This is a genomic window from Deferrivibrio essentukiensis, from assembly GCF_020480685.1.
Lineage (GTDB): Bacteria > Chrysiogenota > Deferribacteres > Deferribacterales > Deferrivibrionaceae > Deferrivibrio > Deferrivibrio essentukiensis.
Map to the genome: position 1 here is coordinate 49,309 of NZ_JAJAFU010000012.1, position 18,190 is coordinate 67,498.

Consider the following 18,190-nt stretch of genomic DNA (forward strand, 5'->3'; position numbering starts at 1 on the left):
TGCCCCTTCATGATGTTGTTATTATTTATCGTCTTTAACTTCTTCAAAGTCTGCATCGACAACATTTTCATCTTTGTTGTCAGATTGTTCAGCACCGGAACCTGCTTCAGCTCCTGCTCCTGTATTTTGTCCTTGCTGTGCCCCTGCTGTTTTGTAAATCTCTTCAGCAAGTTTATGAGAAGCATTGGCAAGTTTTTCGATGCCAGCCTTTATTTTTTCAGCATCATCGCCAGCTTGTAATTGCTTCAATTCTTCTAAAGCCTTTTCAATACTCTCTTTGGTAGCAGCATCTACTTTATCACCATGCTCTTTAAGAGATTTTTCTGTCGAGTATATCAAAGTATCAGCTTGGTTTTTTACTTCTATTAACTCTTTTTTCTTTCTGTCAGCTTCAGCATTAAGCTCAGCATCCTTAACCATCTTTTCTATCTCTTCTTCACTCAAACCGCTACTTGGTGTAATTCTTATAGACTGCTCCTTACCTGTACCCAAATCTTTTGCATAAACACTTAAAATACCGTTTGCATCTATGTCAAAAGTTACCTCAATTTGAGGCACCCCACGTGGAGCAGGTGCTATACCTACAAGGTCAAATCTTCCGATAGATTTGTTGTCTTGAGCCATCTCACGCTCACCTTGGAGCACGTGGATGGTAACTGATGTCTGGTTATCCTGTGCAGTAGTAAATACCTGGCTCTTCTTTGTTGGAATAGTGGTATTTCTATTGATAATTTTTGTCATTACCCCACCAAGAGTCTCAATACCAAGTGAAAGTGGAGTAACGTCCAAAAGAAGTACATCTTTAACGTCACCTCTTAACACACCACCCTGAATCGCAGCACCAATAGCAACAACTTCATCAGGGTTAATCCCCTTATGCGGCTCTTTACCGAAAAATTCTTTAACCTTTTGCTGTACAAGTGGCATCCTTGTCATACCACCAACTAGTATAACTTCATCTATATCAGCTGCAGTAAGACCGGCATCTTTAAGAGCCTGCTTACATGGCTCCAAAGTACCTTCAACAAGATCCATTACCAAACCTTCAAGTTTTGCCCTTGAAAGCTTTTTAACAAGGTGCTTAGGACCTGTCTGGTCAGCAGTGATAAACGGCAAGTTAATTTCTGTCTCAAGTGCAGTTGAAAGCTCGTGTTTAGCCTTTTCTGCAGCCTCTTTCAAACGCTGTAATGCCATTTTATCATTTTTAAGATCAATTCCATTCTCTTTTTTAAATTCATCAATTAACCAGTTTACAATCCTTAAGTCAAAGTCATCCCCACCAAGGAAAGTATCACCATTTGTAGATTTTACTTCAAATACACCATCACCAAGCTCAAGTATTGAAATATCAAAAGTACCGCCGCCAAGGTCGTAAACTGCTATCTTTTCATCCTTTTTCTTATCCAATCCATAAGCAAGTGCTGCTGCTGTCGGCTCGTTTATAATTCTTAACACATTGAGCCCTGCTATTTTCCCTGCATCCTTAGTAGCCTGACGCTGAGCATCGTTGAAATAAGCAGGCACTGTTATTACAGCATCTGTTACTGTTTCTCCGAGATACTCTTCAGCAGTCTTTTTTAGTTTTTGCAATATCATAGCAGAAATCTCTTGTGGGGCATACTTTTTACCCTTTACCTCTACCCAAGCATCATTATTATCTGATGGAACTATCTTATAAGGAAGTATCTTCTTCCCTTTTTCAACCTGGTCAGAGTCAAACTTCCTACCTATCAACCTTTTAATACTAAAAATAGTATTTTCCGGGTTTGTAATTGCCTGCCTTTTTGCAAGCATACCTACCAATTTTTCTCCGCTGTCTGTAAATGCTACAACAGAGGGTGTTGTGGCCATACCTTCTGCATTTATAATTACCTTAGGCTGTCCACCTTCCATTACTGCGACAACTGAGTTTGTAGTACCTAAGTCGATACCGATTACCTTTGAACTGTTACCCATTTGAGTCCTCCTTCTCTATATTTTCTACTTTATTTACTCTAACCTTTGTGGGTCTTATAACCCTGTCATGTAGAGTGTAACCTTTTTGCATGACAAGCGTAATAGCATTATTTTTATGATTATGATCTGCATCTAACATTAATGCATCATGCAAATTAGGGTTAAATTCATCACCTATGTTTGTTTCAATCTCTTTAGCACCATATTTAGCCAAAGTATCCTTAAACTGCTTAAGTGTAAGCTCCACCCCTTCTTTTAAAGCCTTTATCTCTTCTGACTCTTTAATATGAGACAGAGCCATCTCCAAATTATCGATAATAACTAAAAAATCTAATATTATCTGTTGATTGGCATATTTTAACTTTTCCTCTGTCTCTTTTGAAAGTCTCTTCCTAAAATTATCAAGCTCAGCGGCAAGTCTAAGAGAATGTTCTTTTTTCTCTTCAACCTCCTTTTTTAATGATTCTATCTCTTTTTTTAACAAAATTTTCTCAGTATCCTCATTTTCATCAATTACTATTTCTTCCTCTTGAATATTTTCTTCAGGAATGCTTTGTTCTTCTTGAAAAGCCTCATCCCTCTTCTTTTTACTCATCAGCTCCTCCAATTTTATTCATAAGTTTTGACATTATTTCAGCAGTATAATCTACTATTGGTATTATTTCCGGATATCGCATCCTTTTTGGTCCAATTACTCCAAGTGTCCCAATTACATTTTCATCCCTTTTATAAGGCTTAGCAACAAGGCTTATATTCAGATTTTCATCATTAATTTCAGAACCGATGAAAATTTTTACTGTCGGCTCATGGATACATTTATCAATAATTTCATATATCAAGGTTTTTTCTTCAAAAAAATCAAGCAAGTTTTTAAGGCTATCGGCATCCTTAAATTCAGGCAAGCTCAGCACATTTTTAGTACCATAAATTACCAACTCTCCACCAAAATCATGTGTGAACAAATAATCACCGGCTATCTCTTTTGCTTTTTCAGCCACCTCATCAAACTCACTTTTTTTAGAAGCAATATCCTGAAAAAGCTTATTTTTTATATCCATCAAGCTTTGATTTTGAAAATGTGTATTTAAATAGTTAGAAACCTTTTGTAAATCTGATTCAGTATAATTTTCACCTAAATTCATAATTAAATTATGGACTATACCTGATTTTGTAACAACTATACAAAGTACCCGTTCACGGTTAAGTCTTAAAAACTCAATATGTTTCAGGTACATACTGTTTATTTTAGGTGAGACTACAAAACCTACTGAATGAGAAACTTCGCCAAGCTTTTTGCTAATCTCTTTAAAAAGAAACTCCATATTTAAAGGACTTACATTCTCAATCTCTTTTATCTTTTCTATCAAACCCTTATTAAATGTAACAAACTGGTCAACATAGTATCTAAACCCTTTGTCAGTAGGAATCCTTCCTGAAGATATATGAGTCTGAGATATAAAACCTTTTTCTTCCAAATCGCTCATTATATTTCTGATTGATGCAGGACTAAGGTTTAAGTCACTGTTTTTAGATATAAATCTTGAGCCGACAGGTACGCTGCTGTTTATATACTCATCAACAATAATCTTTAAAACCTTGGCCTCTCTATCTGTTAGCACGCTAGCCCTCACCAACCTTATTTATTAGCACTCTCTTCCGCCGAGTGCTAATCTAAAGATATAAAGAGAGCTTATTTTTGTCAAGATAAATTTGGATTAACTTCTAACTATTTTTGAACACTATTTTTAGATTTTTAATTTGAAACTTAAGTTGAAATAACAAAAAAAGGCGGGTGAATTACCCGCCTTTAGTTGTTTAAAGACCTACAACATTTATAGCTGCCGGACCTCTGTTTGTTTTATCAATGTCAAATTTGACCCTTTCATTCTCTACTAAAGACCTAAAGCCTTCTTTTTGAATTGAAGTATGATGTACGAATACGTCCTCTCCATCTTCCGTAGTAATAAATCCGAATCCTTTTGAATCGTTAAACCATTTTACTGTTCCTTTAAACATTGTGCTACCTCACTTAAATTTTGTCTGATTGGGGCATAAAAAAAAGCCGCACAAGGTATGTACGGCTTAAGTTCTCTTTTAAACTGCTACACAACCAAATCTTATGGTTAAGATACAGTATTTAAACTTAATAGCAAGCATTATTTTTAAAATAAATAAAATAATTTAAATATAATTAAATTACTCTTTACCATTAATGAGTAACATATTACAAAAATTTTAGATTATCTTTTAAAAGATAATATTTAGTCATTATTTTCACTTTTTTCTATCAAAAATTCCCATCTTTCTATCTTATTTAATATTTCCTCTTCTATTTTTTCAAGCTCACTTTGATACTCCGCTAACTCGGCATAATTAGTCCCACCTGCAGCAAGTTTGGCTTCCAGCTCTTCTTTTCTTTTTTCAAGCTCTTCAATTTCAACTTCAATAGTCTCAAACTCTTTCTTCTCCAAATATGTAAGTTTATTTTTGTTTGATTTTTGTTTTACTGCACCTTTACTGTCATTTTGTGACTTACTATCAGATTTTGACCGCTTTTCAGATTTTTTGGCAATATAATCGGTAAAATTTCCTGGAAATTCATCGATATTGCCATCTCCATCAAATATAAAAAGGTGGTCAGTTACCCTATCCATAAAATATCTGTCATGAGAGATAACTAATAAACACCCTTGAAAATTATCCAGATAATCTTCCAAAACTGATAATGTTTTTATGTCTAAATCGTTTGTTGGTTCGTCCAAAATAAGAAAATTGGGATTTTTCAATAGAAGAAGCACAAGGTGTAGTCTCCTCTTTTCTCCCCCTGATAATTTTGAAACAGGGGTATGGTGCATATTTGATGGGAATAAAAACATTTCCAAAAATTTTCCGGGAGAAATAAACTTTCCATCAGGAGTATCGATAACCTCTTTTTCCTCTTTGATAATATCTATAATCCTCTTATCAGGGTCAAGTGCTGCACTATGCTGATCAAAAATAGCAAATTGTGTATTTACCCCTTTTATAACATCCCCTGAATCTGTCTTTTCCATTTCAGTAATTAGTTTAATAAAGGTAGATTTACCGGCACCATTTGGCCCTACAATACCAAGTCTTTCATTGTGCTTGAAAGTATAGCTGAAGGGCTTAATGATTTGTTTACCATCATAACTTTTGGAAATATCTTTAATTTCTAATATTTTATTACCAAGCCGCCTTGACTTGCTTCTAAATTCGGTTATGGTTTCTTCAGTAAAGGAAGGTTTTTGCTGCAACTCTTCAATTCTTTCGATTCTTGCTTTTTGTTTAGTTGTCCTTGCTCTTGCCCCTCTGCTAAGCCACTTTAGCTCATTTCTCAATATATTTTGTATTTTGAGATTTTCCCTTTTTTGTGTATCAATCATTTCACTTTTCTTCTCTAAATAAAAAGAAAAGTTTCCATTAAATTGGTAAAGGGTTTTGTTATCAATTTCTAAAATTAAGTTACATACATTGTCTAAAAAGTAGCGGTCATGAGTTACCATGATAATTGTTTTTCTTGTTTTAACTAAATATTCTTCAAGCCAGCAAGTAGTATTTATGTCGAGATGGTTTGTAGGCTCATCTAATATAAGTAAATTTCCGCTATCAATCAGTGCCTGAGCAAGAGCTACTTTCTTAATCATCCCTCCTGAAAGCTCTTTCATCTTGAGATTTAAATCTTTGATACCAAGCTCAGCAAGTATGGACTTTATTTCAGACTCAAACTGCCAAGCTTCAAGCTTATCAAGCAAAGTAATCATTTCATCTAACTTTTTTACATATTTATCATCATTTGTTGGATTATTACATAGAAATTCATATTCTTTAATTGCCTGAACAACAGGTGAATTACTCTTAAATATGTGATCTATAATTTTTTCTTCCGGGTCAAACTTTGGAAACTGCCTAAGGTAATTTATATAACAGTCATTATTAACGGCAACTTTACCGCTATCAGGCTGCTCAATACCTGCCAAAATATTTAACAGTGTTGTTTTGCCAGAACCATTTATCCCTATCAAGGCAACTTTTTGCCCTTCATCTATCCCAAAAGAAATATTTTCAAAAAGTACTTTTTCACCAACAGATTTTGAAATTTTGTCTACCGATATTATGTTCACTTTATTCTCCTATTGTCTACAGGGTGATAGCAGATTCAAAATTTTATTTCAAACTTATTTTTGTTTAAAAATGTAATATAATCCTTTATAATGTGAAAAAATCTACAAGGATGTTACATGCCAATTACAAGAAAAAAGATAAAATCTCTTTCATCCATAAAAAATAAGGAAAACTTGTCGTTTTTTTTAAATATGGCAAAAGATATCCAAGAAAAACAAGGTTTTCTTAAAAATGAAGACATTAAAAGTCTCGCTAACAGATATGGCATTGCCGATTCAGTTGCAATTTCAATATTAAGCTTTTATGAAATGATAAAGTTTGAAAAATCTGATGTAAAATATGTGTGCAAAGCACCCGGATGTAACACATATAATGGTAAAGACTGTAATTTTATAAATTGCTTAGGGCTATGCGACCATAATAGTCCGGGTATTTTTAATGGTGAGCAAGTTTCTTTTCAAAGCGATAAGATATCAAAAATCGGCAAAACAAAAATTTTAAATAGTGACAATAAAAACCTCTACTTATTAAATATTAAAGATGTTGAGTATTATTTAGATAAACTTAATAAGTTATTAGAGGTAAACCCAAATAACCTTATAGATAATATAATCTCTTCAAACCTGACCGGAAAAGGTGGAGCAGGATTTCCTACCGGTAAAAAATTGCAACTTACAAGGCAAAGTAAAGGGGAAAAAATTGTAATATGTAATGCAGATGAGTCTGAGCCTTTTGTATTTAAAGATAGAGGCATAATAGACAATAACCCTTTTGCTGTTGTTTCAGGTATGATTTTAGCAGCTCATATGGTTAATGCTAAAGATATTTATATTTATATCAGGGGAGAATACATAAAACAAAAAGAAATTTTAAAAGAAACTGTCGATATTTTCCAAAATAAATTTAAAGGATTTAATTTTACAATTGTTTCAGGAGCAGGAGCTTATATTTGCGGCGAAGAGACAGCCTTATTAGAGTCTATTGAGGGTAAAAGAGGGCATCCGAGGATAAAACCTCCATTTCCGGGGGAATCAGGACTTTTTAACAAACCTACTATTATCCAAAATGTTGAAACTATGGGGTGGATATTTGAAATTCTTGCTGAGAGGCCATCTATTGCTGACAGACGAATTTTTTCTATTGCCGGTGAAGTTAACTCAAAAGGGATATTTGAAACGGATGGCTCTAACTCTATAAATGAAATTGTAGCTAAGTTTGCGGGCGGCTTTGCTAATAAAGAGAATGATTACTTTGCAATTATTGGTGGGGCTTCAGGTTTTTTTGTAAATAGCAAACAGTTTGAAAAACCATTAAAAAAATTACTTGAAAATAAATCAGGTGCAGGCTCAATATATATTTTTAGTAAATATGATAAATTAAAGGAAATAATGCTTTATATATTAGATTTTTTTGCTGAGCAGTCGTGCGGGCAGTGTAACCCTTGCTTTTTAGGCTATTCAAAGCTCAAAAATTTAATTAGTAATAATAGGTTTGAAGAGGCAGTCAATTTATCATCTTCTATTTCCAAATCTACTCTTTGTGGACTTGGCAAAGCAGGTTTTCAACCTGTATCATCATTTATAAAAATTGTTGAAGGGGAATATTTTGATTAAAATAACTATTAATGGAAAAGACATAAATACACCTGAAGGTATTACAATCTTTGAAGCATGCCAACGGATAGGCATTGAAATTCCAACTATCTGTTATGACAAATATCTGCCACATATCGGCAGGTGTAAAGTATGTATTGTAAAGGCTGATAATAGATATGTAACTTCTTGTAATACAAAAACATATGAAGGGATGAATATAATAACGAATACTGATGAGTTAGTAGAAATTAGAAATACAAATATACAGTTAATGTTTGAAAATGTGGATTTTGAAAAGCTTCCTGAAAATTTAAAAAAACTTGCTGCAGCAAATATTAAAAATATTACCAAAAATAGTAGTAACCAAATGGTTGAAAATTTATTTTTTAACTTTAATCCTGATTTATGCTTTCTTTGCGGGAAATGTGTGACGGCTTGTAGTAATTTACAAGGACGTTTTATCTGGAATTTTAGAAATAAAGGGGTAGATTTAGCACTTAATATCGGCATTGACGAATCATTTGAAGATGGAGGTTGTGAATTTTGTGGCACATGTGTAGACTTTTGCCCGACTGGTGCCATCTCTAATAAGAAAAAATTATCAAAGGTGACAACAAAATGTGAAACAATCTGTAGTTATTGCGGTGTGGGATGTCAGCTTGACCTTTCTTTTGACGGAGAAAATATAATTTCAAAGCCTATTCAAAATGGTGAAAAATATTCATCCCTTTGTGTCAAGGGGAGATATGGCAATAGCTATGTTTTAAATAGTCAACGTTTAAAAAATCCTTTGGTAAGAAGATATCTTTTGGAAAATACGAGCAAAAAAGAGGCTTTAAAAGATACTGACCATGAATTAATGGAAGTTTCATGGGAAAAAGCTCTTGACATAGTGTCAGATAAATTAATTCAAATTTATAAAAAATATGGTGGACAGGCACTTTCTTTTATGTCTTCAGCCAAATGTACAAATGAGGAAAACTATCTTTTCCAAAAACTTGCAAGGCAAATTTTTAAGACAAATAATATAGACCATTGTGCAAGACTCTGCCACTCATCGACAGTAGTCGGACTAATCGAAACTGTTGGCTCAGGTGCAATGACAAATGGAATGGATGATATTGCCGAAAATTCGAAGACAGTTTTTATTATTGGTGCAAATGTCACGGAGCAACACCCTGTATTTGGCGTAATGCTAAGAAGAGCAGTAATGGAAAGAAAAATAAATCTGATAGTTGCTGACCCGAGATTTATAGATATTGCTGAATTTTCTGACATATACCTTAACATTAAAAGCGGTAGTGATATTTACTTAATCAATGCACTGTGCCGAATAATTTTAGAAAACAATTGGCAAGATGATACTTTTATCAAAGAAAGATGCGAGAATTTCGAGGAATTTAAAAAATATATTCTTACATTTGACGTAGATGAGGCTGTTGCAAAAACAGGTATAGATTACGAAAAACTTTTTCAAACAGCAAAGCTCATCGCTACTGAAAAGCCGACTGCTGCCATTTGGGCAATGGGGATAACTCAGCATATTTACGGGGTGGATAATGTAATTGCCATTTCTAACCTGCAGCTTCTTACCGGAAATGTCGGAGTTAAAGGTGGTGGATTAAATCCGCTTAGAGGGCAAAATAATGTTCAGGGTGCCTGTGACATGGGTGGGCTTCCCGATGTTTTTCCGGGCTATCAGAAGGTAATTGATAAAGATGTGATTAATAAATTTCATAATCTGTGGCAATTTGAAAATGATTTACCACTGAACAATACCCCGGGATATACTGTTACAGAAATGATTGACAATTTGGATAAAAATGTAAAGGCTCTTTATATCATGGGAGAAAATCCGGCTATGACTGAGCCAGATATTCAAAAAGTAACAGAAAAACTAAAAATATGCGATTTCCTTGTGCTTCAAGATATATTTCCTACAGAAACTTCTAAATTTGCCGATGTGATACTTCCTGCTGCAACCTTTGCGGAAAAAGATGGCACATTTACAAATACGGAAAGACGTATTCAAAGGCTTTCTCCACTTTTTAAACCTCTGTATAACTCAAAGACAGATTTCGAAATACTTAATACACTTGCAAATATAATAATTTCAAAAATGAAATTAAAACCATCAGGTATTTATAGCTCATGGAATTATAAATCATATGAAGATGTAATGGATGAAATAAATGCTACTACCCCGATTTATGAACAAGTTAGTTATAAAAAAATTAAAAAGGAGAAAATTTGCTGGCCGGTAAATAGTAAATATCCAAATGGGACGCCAATTTTACATACGAAGTCTTTTTCAAGAGGGAAAGGGAAATTTTTTGCAATATCCCCTCAAATGCCGCACGAAATAACTGATGAAAATTTCCCTCTAATTTTAAATACAGGTCGAGAAATTTACCATTGGCACGGTGGAGAGCTTACAAGAAGAGTAGATGAATTATCGAAAATATCCGACCATCCGGTTGTGTTAATTCATCCGGAAGATGCAAAAAGGTATGACATTAAAGATAATAGCAATGTAAAAATTATCTCAAAAAGGGGTGAAATTATTGCAAAGGCATTTCTAACAGAAAGAAATCAAAAGGGTACAGTTTTTGGAAATTTTCATTTTTATGAAGGGAATGTAAATACGCTCACTGCAAAAGCTCTTGACCCAAAAGCAAAGATACCTCAATACAAAATTTCAGCTGTGAATATTCAGAGTATTTGAATCAGACGGAAAAGCAATAAGCCTTTCCGCCTTTAAATAGATATTAAAACTTAACTTTTAAAATATCTGCATTTGCTACTTTTTCGATACCTTTTACATTTGTCTTAATAGTAGGTATCGCAATTTTAGTCTTACCATTTTCGATTTCCACAAGAGCTGTTGCCTCATAAATCCCAAAAATTGCCCCTACAATAGCTCCACCTGCTGCTCCATAAGAGATATACTCAAGGTGGTCGCCAGGTTTTTCTTCAAATGCAAGAAAAGCTGCACCGATAATAGCCCCGGTAACAGCACCGTAAGCAGTATCCTTCATAACAACAGCTCCTCTTGTCTCAGCATAACTAAATGAGGCAAAAAGGATAAAGCAAGCCAAAAATGAAACAATAACCTTTTTCATAGTTATTCCCCCTTAAATTTTTATAATCTGACAGTAAAACAACTCAACTAATTATACAATAATTTTTTACAAATCCATACAACATTTTTGAAATGTTTTACATATTTGCAGTATTATCCTTTTGCAGTTCAAAAAGCTCACTAACTTTTTTATATTCACCAGATATTTGCATAATCATTTTATTAAACACTTCAGCTGTTGCCATTGCATCACCAAGGGCAGTATGGCGACCAATACATTTAACCTTATAAAGGTCAAGTAAAAAATCAAGGCTTACATGGTCATCCCTTTTTATCACACCGCGAGTATAAATAAACATTGTGTCAAGACACCTTTGCTTTATCGAACATCCGTAAGTATCAAACATCTCTTTTGAAATCATATCCATATCAAATTTAATGTGATGCCCAACAATGATGGAATTTTTAATAAACCTCATAAATTCAGGCAAAACTTCTATAACGTGTGGCTTGTCTCTCACCATATCATCTGAAATACCGTGCCACTTTATAGAATCAGGATTTATTTTCATGCCAGGGTTTATAAATGCATTGTAATAGTCAATAATCTTAAAATTTTTAATTTTAACAGCAGCTATATTTATTATCTTTGCTGTATTAATATCAAGCCCCGTAGTCTCGGTATCCACTACAGAAAACTCTGCATCATAAAGGGATGTGTTCATAAAATTTTTCTTATTGTAGGCATTACACATCTTTACCACATAATCCACCACCGGATCTTTTCCGCTTTTATCTTTGAAAAAGAAACTCTGCTTCAGAAATTTTATCATATTAGCTTATCTCCAAAACGTATTACCAAGCATTGTTATAAATTTTATAACATTATTTTAAAGAAAATTCACGGAGAAATTAAAATAAAAATATGAATACAATGAAATTATTATATAAAATATTGTAAGCTTTTTAGCTGCTTCTTTTTAATTCATTTAACTGTCTTTTCAAATCCTCAAGTATCCGCCTAAGCTCGGCTTCATGCCCTTTCTCCTGCTGGGCAAGATTCAAAAAAAGCTCTTTTGAAGCTTGGGTCACTGATTTTTCAGCGGCAGATTGATAAAACCTCATGGCTTCCACTTCCTTAGGTATTCTAATCAACACAACCTGAATCATCTCCTCAAGTGCTTTCATCATCTCTTTTTTGCTCAAATTTTCCATTGCATCCTCCCTTAATTTGGCCAAGTAATTTTGCCGCCGTTATAGGCAATTAAAGTTAATACAGGTATTGATATAAAATATAATAAACAGTAAAAAGCAAATAATCCGGGTGAAGAAATAATTTCGGGATTTGATAATCTAATTATACTTAATAGGACACATATAGCAGTTAAAATGATAGAAAAGGTCAATTTATTTTTGAAGATTTTTGTCATGGTCATCTCATAGTTTAGCCACCAACTAAAAATACCGGAAGCAACCGCCGGGAAAATAGACAGTGTCCCGCAAATTAAAGAGTAAAAAGCCGTTTGTTCAAAGCTTTGGTTTTTTGTAATGATATATAACAAAAGCATAAAAGCACCAAAATATAATATACCCATCGGGTAGTGTATAAATACCGGATGAGGATGGTATTTAGCATAAATTCTTCTCAAATTGTCTTTTTTGTCAGGAATAATCTCTTCAGGCTCTACATCACAAACATATTTGATATTGTCCCTTTTTAGCAGATCATCACCGTGTGGAGCCATTGATATAAAATCTGTCATATCCTCGCCGGCTTTATGTCTGTTCATGTGAACACCATTTTTCCATAATCTACTATTTGTTACATCATAAACCTTATCTTTATAAATAATATAAGCCGGCTGACCATCCTTACCGTTAAACTTTTTAACTTCTTCTCGCCTCATCAGTTCCCCCGAAAGATTATTTTACCAACGTATTAAGTTCAAATAAAGGTGACATTATTGAAATTACTATAAAACCTACTACAAGCCCCAAAAATAGAATAAACATAGGCTCAACAGTTGAAAGAAAAATGTTTGTAACCTTTTCCAACCTTTTTAAATAATAAGAAGACAAACGCTCAAATATACCAGGCAAATTGCCACTCTTTTCACCCGTTTTTATCGCAGCTGCTATAATTTCCGAAAAGCAACCTTTTTCCATAATACTTTGCGAAAAAGATTTTCCCATTTTTACATCAAAGGCAACTTCTTTTAATTTACCTTTGTAATATTCACTTTTAATAGTATTTGTAGATATCTCAATAGCTGACACAAGCATTACCCCTTCTTTTAAAAGAAAACTCATAGTCTCACAAAAACGATAAAGATTAATATTCTCTATTATTTTAAATTTAGACAGCCTTCTATCTATCGATAACTTTAATTTTTTATTATTTTTAAGTATGAACCTAAAACTAATAAAAATAACAGTAAGGAAAAACATCAATAAATACCCATAATTTTTAATAAAATTTCCGGCATTTATCAGTATTTCAGTTGACAAAGGAAGTTTTCTATTTACTGACACAAAAACATTTTCCATCTTTGGAACAACATAAGCAAGCAAAAATCCGACAACTCCAAGCCCCACACTAAGAACAATCAATGGGTATATCATTGCCAATTTAATCTTATCTATACTTTTTCTCCTATCCTCTTCATATCTACCCATATTCTCCAGAGACTCTGCAAGTCTTCCGATGCTCTCGCTTGCTCTAATTATACTTATATGTGTGTCGCTAAAAAGGTTCTTGTAATTTTCAAGTACAGTCGATAACTTTTCCCCGCCACTTAACTTTGAAGAAATATCAAGCAAGATTCTTTTCAAATGCCTAGATGATTGCTGGTTTCCTATGATTTTAAATGCTTCAGTGAGTACAATTCCACTTTTCAAAAGTGTAGCAATCTGAAAGAAAATATCTGGCAATCGCTTCTTTAACAAAAAGGAAAAATCAAATAAATCAAAACCCTTCCTTTCTGTAACTTCAATAATCTCTTCCGCAAAAACACCCTGCTCTTTCAATGCCATTATTAGAGCACTTCTGGAATTTGCTTCAAGAGTCCCGCTGATTTTTTTCCCTGATGTACTTATCCCTTTGTAGCTGTAAATAGGCATAACTTACTCAAACTGTGTGACTGCAATAACTTCCTGCATAGTAGTCTTACCCTCTTTTATCAACCTCATACCCTCTTCTACCAAAGATTTATACCCTTTTTTTCTTGCTTGTCTTTCAATATCTTTTGAACTTGCTTTTATGGTAACAAGCTTTCTTATTTCATCATCTATTTCCAAAAATTCATAAATAGCAATTCTACCTTTATATCCGGTATTCATGCATTCATGGCACCCTTTGCCAACAAAATATTTGTCAAAATCAATTGATTGATTTCCAAACAGTTTTTTCTCACTGTCATCAACAATCTTCTCTTGTTTACAATGTTCACAAACTTTTCTGACAAGTCTTTGACCAACAACAAGAAGAAGTGAAGAAGCAACCAAAAATGGTTCTACCCCCATATCTATTAATCTTGCTACTGCTGTAGGGGCATCATTTGTATGAAGTGTGGATAGTACAAGGTGACCTGTCAATGAAGCCTGAACAGCTGCCTTTGCTGTTTCCTCATCTCTAATCTCACCTACAAGAATAATATCAGGGTCTTGTCTTAAAAATGATTTAATTGCTGAAGCAAAAGTAAGGTTTACCACAGGATTAACCTGTACTTGAGTTATCTTCTCAATCTGATATTCAACAGGATCTTCAATAGTGACAATGTTTTTTGTTTCCCTATCAAGCTCCATCAGCGAAGCGTACAAAGTAGTTGTCTTACCACTACCTGTAGGCCCGGTTACCAAAATTATTCCGTTAGGCTTTTTTATATAATTTTTATATTTTTCCGCAAATTTCTCAGGGATACCAAGATTATCTAAAGTTATTAAACCCTTAGTCTTTTCGAGAACCCTTAAAACTACCTTTTCGCCCTTTGTAGAGGGAATAGTCGACACCCTCATATCCACTGCCCTGTTGCCAACTTTTATGTTTATCCTGCCATCCTGAGGCTTTCTCGTTTCTGATACATCCAACATAGCCATTACCTTTAATCTGGCGACTATAGTTGAATGAATGCCTTTTTGAAATTTCCTTATAGTCCTTAAAATACCATCAACTCTGTACCTAACTATAAAAAAATCATCTACATTTTCAAAATGGATATCACTGGCGTCAGCCTTAACGGCATTTACAATTATCTGATTTACAAGTCCTATTATAGGAGCATCCTGGTATGTCGCCGATAATATATCCTCCACTGATTCACTGTCATCCTCTTTAGTTGTTTCAATTTCTACATCTAAATCACTGGAAATTGACTCCAAAATTTCAAGAATAACCCTTTTATCAACGCTTTCAAAACTTGCTTTCAGACCTAAGTTATTAGCTAAAAACAGCGCTTTTTTAAACCCTTCCATATCCGAATAGTAAAAACTCAACTTGTTGTCGTTAATAAAAGGCACAAAATTAGTCTTATCAGGAAATTTTTGATAAACTGAATAAACTGTTTTTTTTAGGTCTTCAAAATTTACCTGCATACTATTTACCATTTATAACTTTCTGTTGATTTTTATTTATCATTTGCTGATACTGCATTTTTTCTGCGGTAATAAGCTTTAAATCATCTCTGGTATTAATTATTTGAGCCGAGATAAACACCATCATATTTGTTTTAGAATCACTCCTGCTCTTTGATTTAAAAAGCCACCCTATCAAAGGTATTTTTGAAAGCCCCGGCACCTCAGAATTTGATACGGAAGTATCATCCCCGATAAGTCCACTTATAACCATAGTATATCCATTTATAAGCTCTACATTTGTTTTAGTCTGTCTGGTAAGGGTTATGGGTGCAGTTAAGTCTGCACTTGTCGCATTAGCTATTACTTTTTTTACTTCTTGCTCTACCTTCAATGTTAAAGTTTCATTATCTGCTATATGCGGAGTTACTTTTAATCTTACTCCTACATCTCTATAATCGTAAGAGCTTACAGGATTGCTGTTATTAGAATCATACTTAGTACTTGTAACAAATGGCCTATTTTCACCCACAAATACTTCTGCTTCTTCGTTGTCAAGAGTCAATATCTGAGGATTTGAGATAATATTAATTGAACTATCAGTTTTAATAAAGTTAACAAGTGCTGAAAGAGTAGGAAACTTGACCCCCTCGTAAGAAATAACGTTCCCCAAAATTGATGCAGTAAATCCCCCAGGAAGTGCAGCAAAATTAGGAGATTCTCCATCCAAAACCGGAGCCTGAAAATTTGTAAGATTACCGCCGTTTAAAAATCCTACACTGCCGGCAGCATTTGAGTTACCACCACCTGCAAGCCATTCAACACCAAAATTTGCACCGTTTTCTATGCTAGTTTCAAGAATAAGCGCTTCGATATACACCTGTTTTCTTGGAACGTCGAGTTTTTCAATAAGAGCAGCGATATTGTCATAAAGCTCCTTATCCCCTAATGCGATAATTGAATTGGTAGATTTATCAGAAGCCACCTTAGAGCTAATAGATTTTTTGTCCTTTGGGTCAACCATTGTCGCCAACAATTTATTCAGTATCTTTTCCACATCCTCAGCCTGTACGTTCTTAAGATTGTAAACCTGAGGTTTGGTGGCAGAAACTGTTGCACTGCTATCAAGCTTTTCTATTAAATACTCTGCCTTTGCCATCTCATTTGGCTTGGCACCTATTATCAAAGTATTCGTATAATCATCGGAAATCGTTACAGGATTAAACGGCAATAACCCTTGAGTTGCAAGTTGTTTATAAAATTCTTTCAACTTATTTTCAAGACTGGTAGCAGTGGTGTTTTTTATTATAAAACTTTTAAATTCAAAATCGTTGGCATATTTTTCCATTTCATTAAGTATCTCTTTTATTTTCAAAATTCTTTCTGTCTCATCACTTACAACAATAGCATTGACCTCTTTGACTATTTGAAAACTTCCGAATTTTGACTTAATGGAAACAAGACTTTGGGCAACCTTGGCTAATTCCAAATTATCAAGAGTTATGACCGCAGTAACAAAATTTGTGGAGCTTTTTTTATTACCATCATACAAATCTTCGTTATATTCCTTTATGTCCTGCTTTTTCAAAACTTGCAGGTAATTTCCCTTATCAACCGCATAATAGCCGTTCACAGAAAGGACTGAGTGCATTATTTCAAGCAAATTTTCTTTTGACAACTTCGCATTACTCTGTATCGTCAAGTTGCCGGAAATACTGTTTTCATCGTAAACAACAGACTTTCCGGTAAATTCAGAAACAAACAGTAAAAAGTCTTTCAAACTTACATTTTTAAATTGAGCATCAATATCTGCAGCTATCGAATAAAAGCTAACAAGCATTATCAACAAAATAAAAAACCTTTTCATCTACATCTCCTCAAATTCTAATTTAGAGTATTAAAATGTCTAATCTATTTCGACAAAAACAGACTTTTTCTGCCCCCTTCTTAAAATATCTATACTTACAGCAGTTACATCTGAAATTTTTCCTAATAGTTCCATCATCTTTTGAGGATTCTCTACAGAATCACCGTTAATCCTAACAATTACATCACCTGGATTTATCCCTATTTTCCTCAAAATTGAATCGCTGGCCATCCTGCTGATTCTATAACCAATAAACTCATTTTTGTTGTAATAAGGGGATATAAAAACTGTCCTGATAAGTGAATTAATATCTTTGAGTTGTGCCTCCACATCGCTACGTTTTACTTTATAGTTAAGTGAGCTTGCTGAATTGCTGCCATTGGTTGAAATTATTTTACTCGGTGCACCAATACCGCTCTTCCCTTTTTCCAACTTTAACTCAACCCTTTTGCCATTTTTATTTAAAACCAGTATATCATTTTCTACGTATTCAATGGTATAACCCTCTACCTCTTTTTCTGAAGAAAACACATAAGCCTTATCATTGAGCAAGACCAAAGCCAATATTAGTCCGTTTTCGTCTGTATAACCCAAAGCTTTTAAGTTATCGGTCACTGTCAAATCAGCCGTGTTTTGCTTTGTGTCTTCTTGCAATACACTTGCAGGTTTTTCGTCGGATATGTCCAATTTAAAAGGATTAATTCTTAAAATATCCTCAACATCATATCTTTTTGATGAATCTATTGAAGGCTTGCTCTCAACAGAAATTTTTGAAGAGACAGGGACATAATATTTATATTCAATATATTTTGATATGGAATATGCAGAAGCAATGGAAAAGCCCGATATTGCTATAAACATAAAAGCTGACTTTATATTCATACTTTAAGTATCCTAAATAAAATTATACTGCCATAAAAATATCAAAATCTTTTAAATATATTGCTATCACATTACAATCTTTTTTTCAAATAAAAC

General features: G+C 33.7%; 15 protein-coding genes. 2 read left to right on the plus strand and 13 right to left on the minus strand.

The window, feature by feature from the left end; all coding sequences use genetic code 11:
• Nucleotides 1-21: 21 nt before the first annotated feature.
• The 5 genes from dnaK to LF845_RS07240 form a co-directional block, all read right to left on the minus strand.
• On the minus strand, nt 22-1,956 hold the full coding sequence (dnaK, locus tag LF845_RS07220) for a molecular chaperone DnaK (RefSeq protein ID WP_242820336.1): 1,935 nt from the start codon (nt 1,954-1,956) through the stop codon (nt 22-24).
• Nucleotides 1,949-2,551, minus strand: coding sequence for a nucleotide exchange factor GrpE (gene grpE, locus LF845_RS07225; protein ID WP_242820337.1), 603 nt, complete (start codon nt 2,549-2,551; stop codon nt 1,949-1,951). The genes dnaK and grpE overlap by 8 nt, the downstream gene beginning before the upstream one ends.
• Nucleotides 2,544-3,575: a heat-inducible transcriptional repressor HrcA gene (gene hrcA / locus LF845_RS07230; protein WP_242820338.1), complete on the minus strand. Its 1,032-nt coding sequence runs from the start codon at nt 3,573-3,575 to the stop codon at nt 2,544-2,546. Before hrcA ends, grpE begins: the two co-directional genes overlap by 8 nt.
• A gap of 196 nt (nt 3,576-3,771) precedes the next feature.
• Nucleotides 3,772-3,972 carry a cold-shock protein gene (locus LF845_RS07235; RefSeq protein ID WP_242820339.1) on the minus strand — a complete coding sequence of 67 codons (201 nt, stop codon included), beginning with the start codon at nt 3,970-3,972 and terminating at the stop codon, nt 3,772-3,774.
• 245 nt (nt 3,973-4,217) lie between these two features.
• The gene (locus LF845_RS07240) at nt 4,218-6,098 is read right to left on the minus strand and encodes an ABC-F family ATP-binding cassette domain-containing protein (RefSeq protein ID WP_242820340.1); all 1,881 of its coding nucleotides are present in this window, start codon (nt 6,096-6,098) and stop codon (nt 4,218-4,220) included.
• A gap of 117 nt (nt 6,099-6,215) precedes the next feature.
• Between LF845_RS07240 and LF845_RS07245 the strand changes: the two genes are divergently transcribed.
• Nucleotides 6,216-7,712, plus strand: coding sequence for an NADH-ubiquinone oxidoreductase-F iron-sulfur binding region domain-containing protein (locus LF845_RS07245; protein WP_242820341.1), 1,497 nt, complete (start codon nt 6,216-6,218; stop codon nt 7,710-7,712).
• The gene (fdhF, locus tag LF845_RS07250) at nt 7,705-10,419 is read left to right on the plus strand and encodes a formate dehydrogenase subunit alpha (RefSeq protein WP_242820342.1); all 2,715 of its coding nucleotides are present in this window, start codon (nt 7,705-7,707) and stop codon (nt 10,417-10,419) included. Before LF845_RS07245 ends, fdhF begins: the two co-directional genes overlap by 8 nt.
• A gap of 43 nt (nt 10,420-10,462) precedes the next feature.
• Here fdhF and LF845_RS07255 read toward each other — a convergent pair whose 3' ends face one another.
• From LF845_RS07255 to LF845_RS07290, 8 genes are all read right to left on the minus strand, one after another.
• Entirely contained in the window at nt 10,463-10,816 is a 354-nt protein-coding gene (locus LF845_RS07255) for a hypothetical protein (protein ID WP_242820343.1), read from the minus strand.
• 97 nt (nt 10,817-10,913) lie between these two features.
• Nucleotides 10,914-11,609 carry a 3'-5' exonuclease gene (locus LF845_RS07260; RefSeq protein WP_242820344.1) on the minus strand — a complete coding sequence of 232 codons (696 nt, stop codon included), beginning with the start codon at nt 11,607-11,609 and terminating at the stop codon, nt 10,914-10,916.
• A gap of 133 nt (nt 11,610-11,742) precedes the next feature.
• Complete coding sequence (locus tag LF845_RS07265; protein ID WP_242820345.1) at nt 11,743-11,991, minus strand: ferritin family protein; 249 nt, start codon at nt 11,989-11,991, stop codon at nt 11,743-11,745.
• Nucleotides 11,992-12,002: 11 nt separating this feature from the next.
• Nucleotides 12,003-12,683: a DUF2231 domain-containing protein gene (locus tag LF845_RS07270; RefSeq protein WP_242820346.1), complete on the minus strand. Its 681-nt coding sequence runs from the start codon at nt 12,681-12,683 to the stop codon at nt 12,003-12,005.
• A gap of 16 nt (nt 12,684-12,699) precedes the next feature.
• Nucleotides 12,700-13,896 carry a type II secretion system F family protein gene (locus tag LF845_RS07275; protein ID WP_242820347.1) on the minus strand — a complete coding sequence of 399 codons (1,197 nt, stop codon included), beginning with the start codon at nt 13,894-13,896 and terminating at the stop codon, nt 12,700-12,702.
• 3 nt (nt 13,897-13,899) lie between these two features.
• The gene (locus LF845_RS07280; protein WP_242820348.1) at nt 13,900-15,378 is read right to left on the minus strand and encodes a GspE/PulE family protein; all 1,479 of its coding nucleotides are present in this window, start codon (nt 15,376-15,378) and stop codon (nt 13,900-13,902) included.
• Nucleotides 15,368-17,212, minus strand: a complete 1,845-nt coding sequence (gene gspD, locus LF845_RS07285) for a type II secretion system secretin GspD (protein WP_242820349.1) — start codon at nt 17,210-17,212, stop codon at nt 15,368-15,370. The genes LF845_RS07280 and gspD overlap by 11 nt, the downstream gene beginning before the upstream one ends.
• A gap of 39 nt (nt 17,213-17,251) precedes the next feature.
• Entirely contained in the window at nt 17,252-18,094 is an 843-nt protein-coding gene (locus LF845_RS07290; protein WP_242820350.1) for a hypothetical protein, read from the minus strand.
• Nucleotides 18,095-18,190 lie beyond the last annotated feature (96 nt).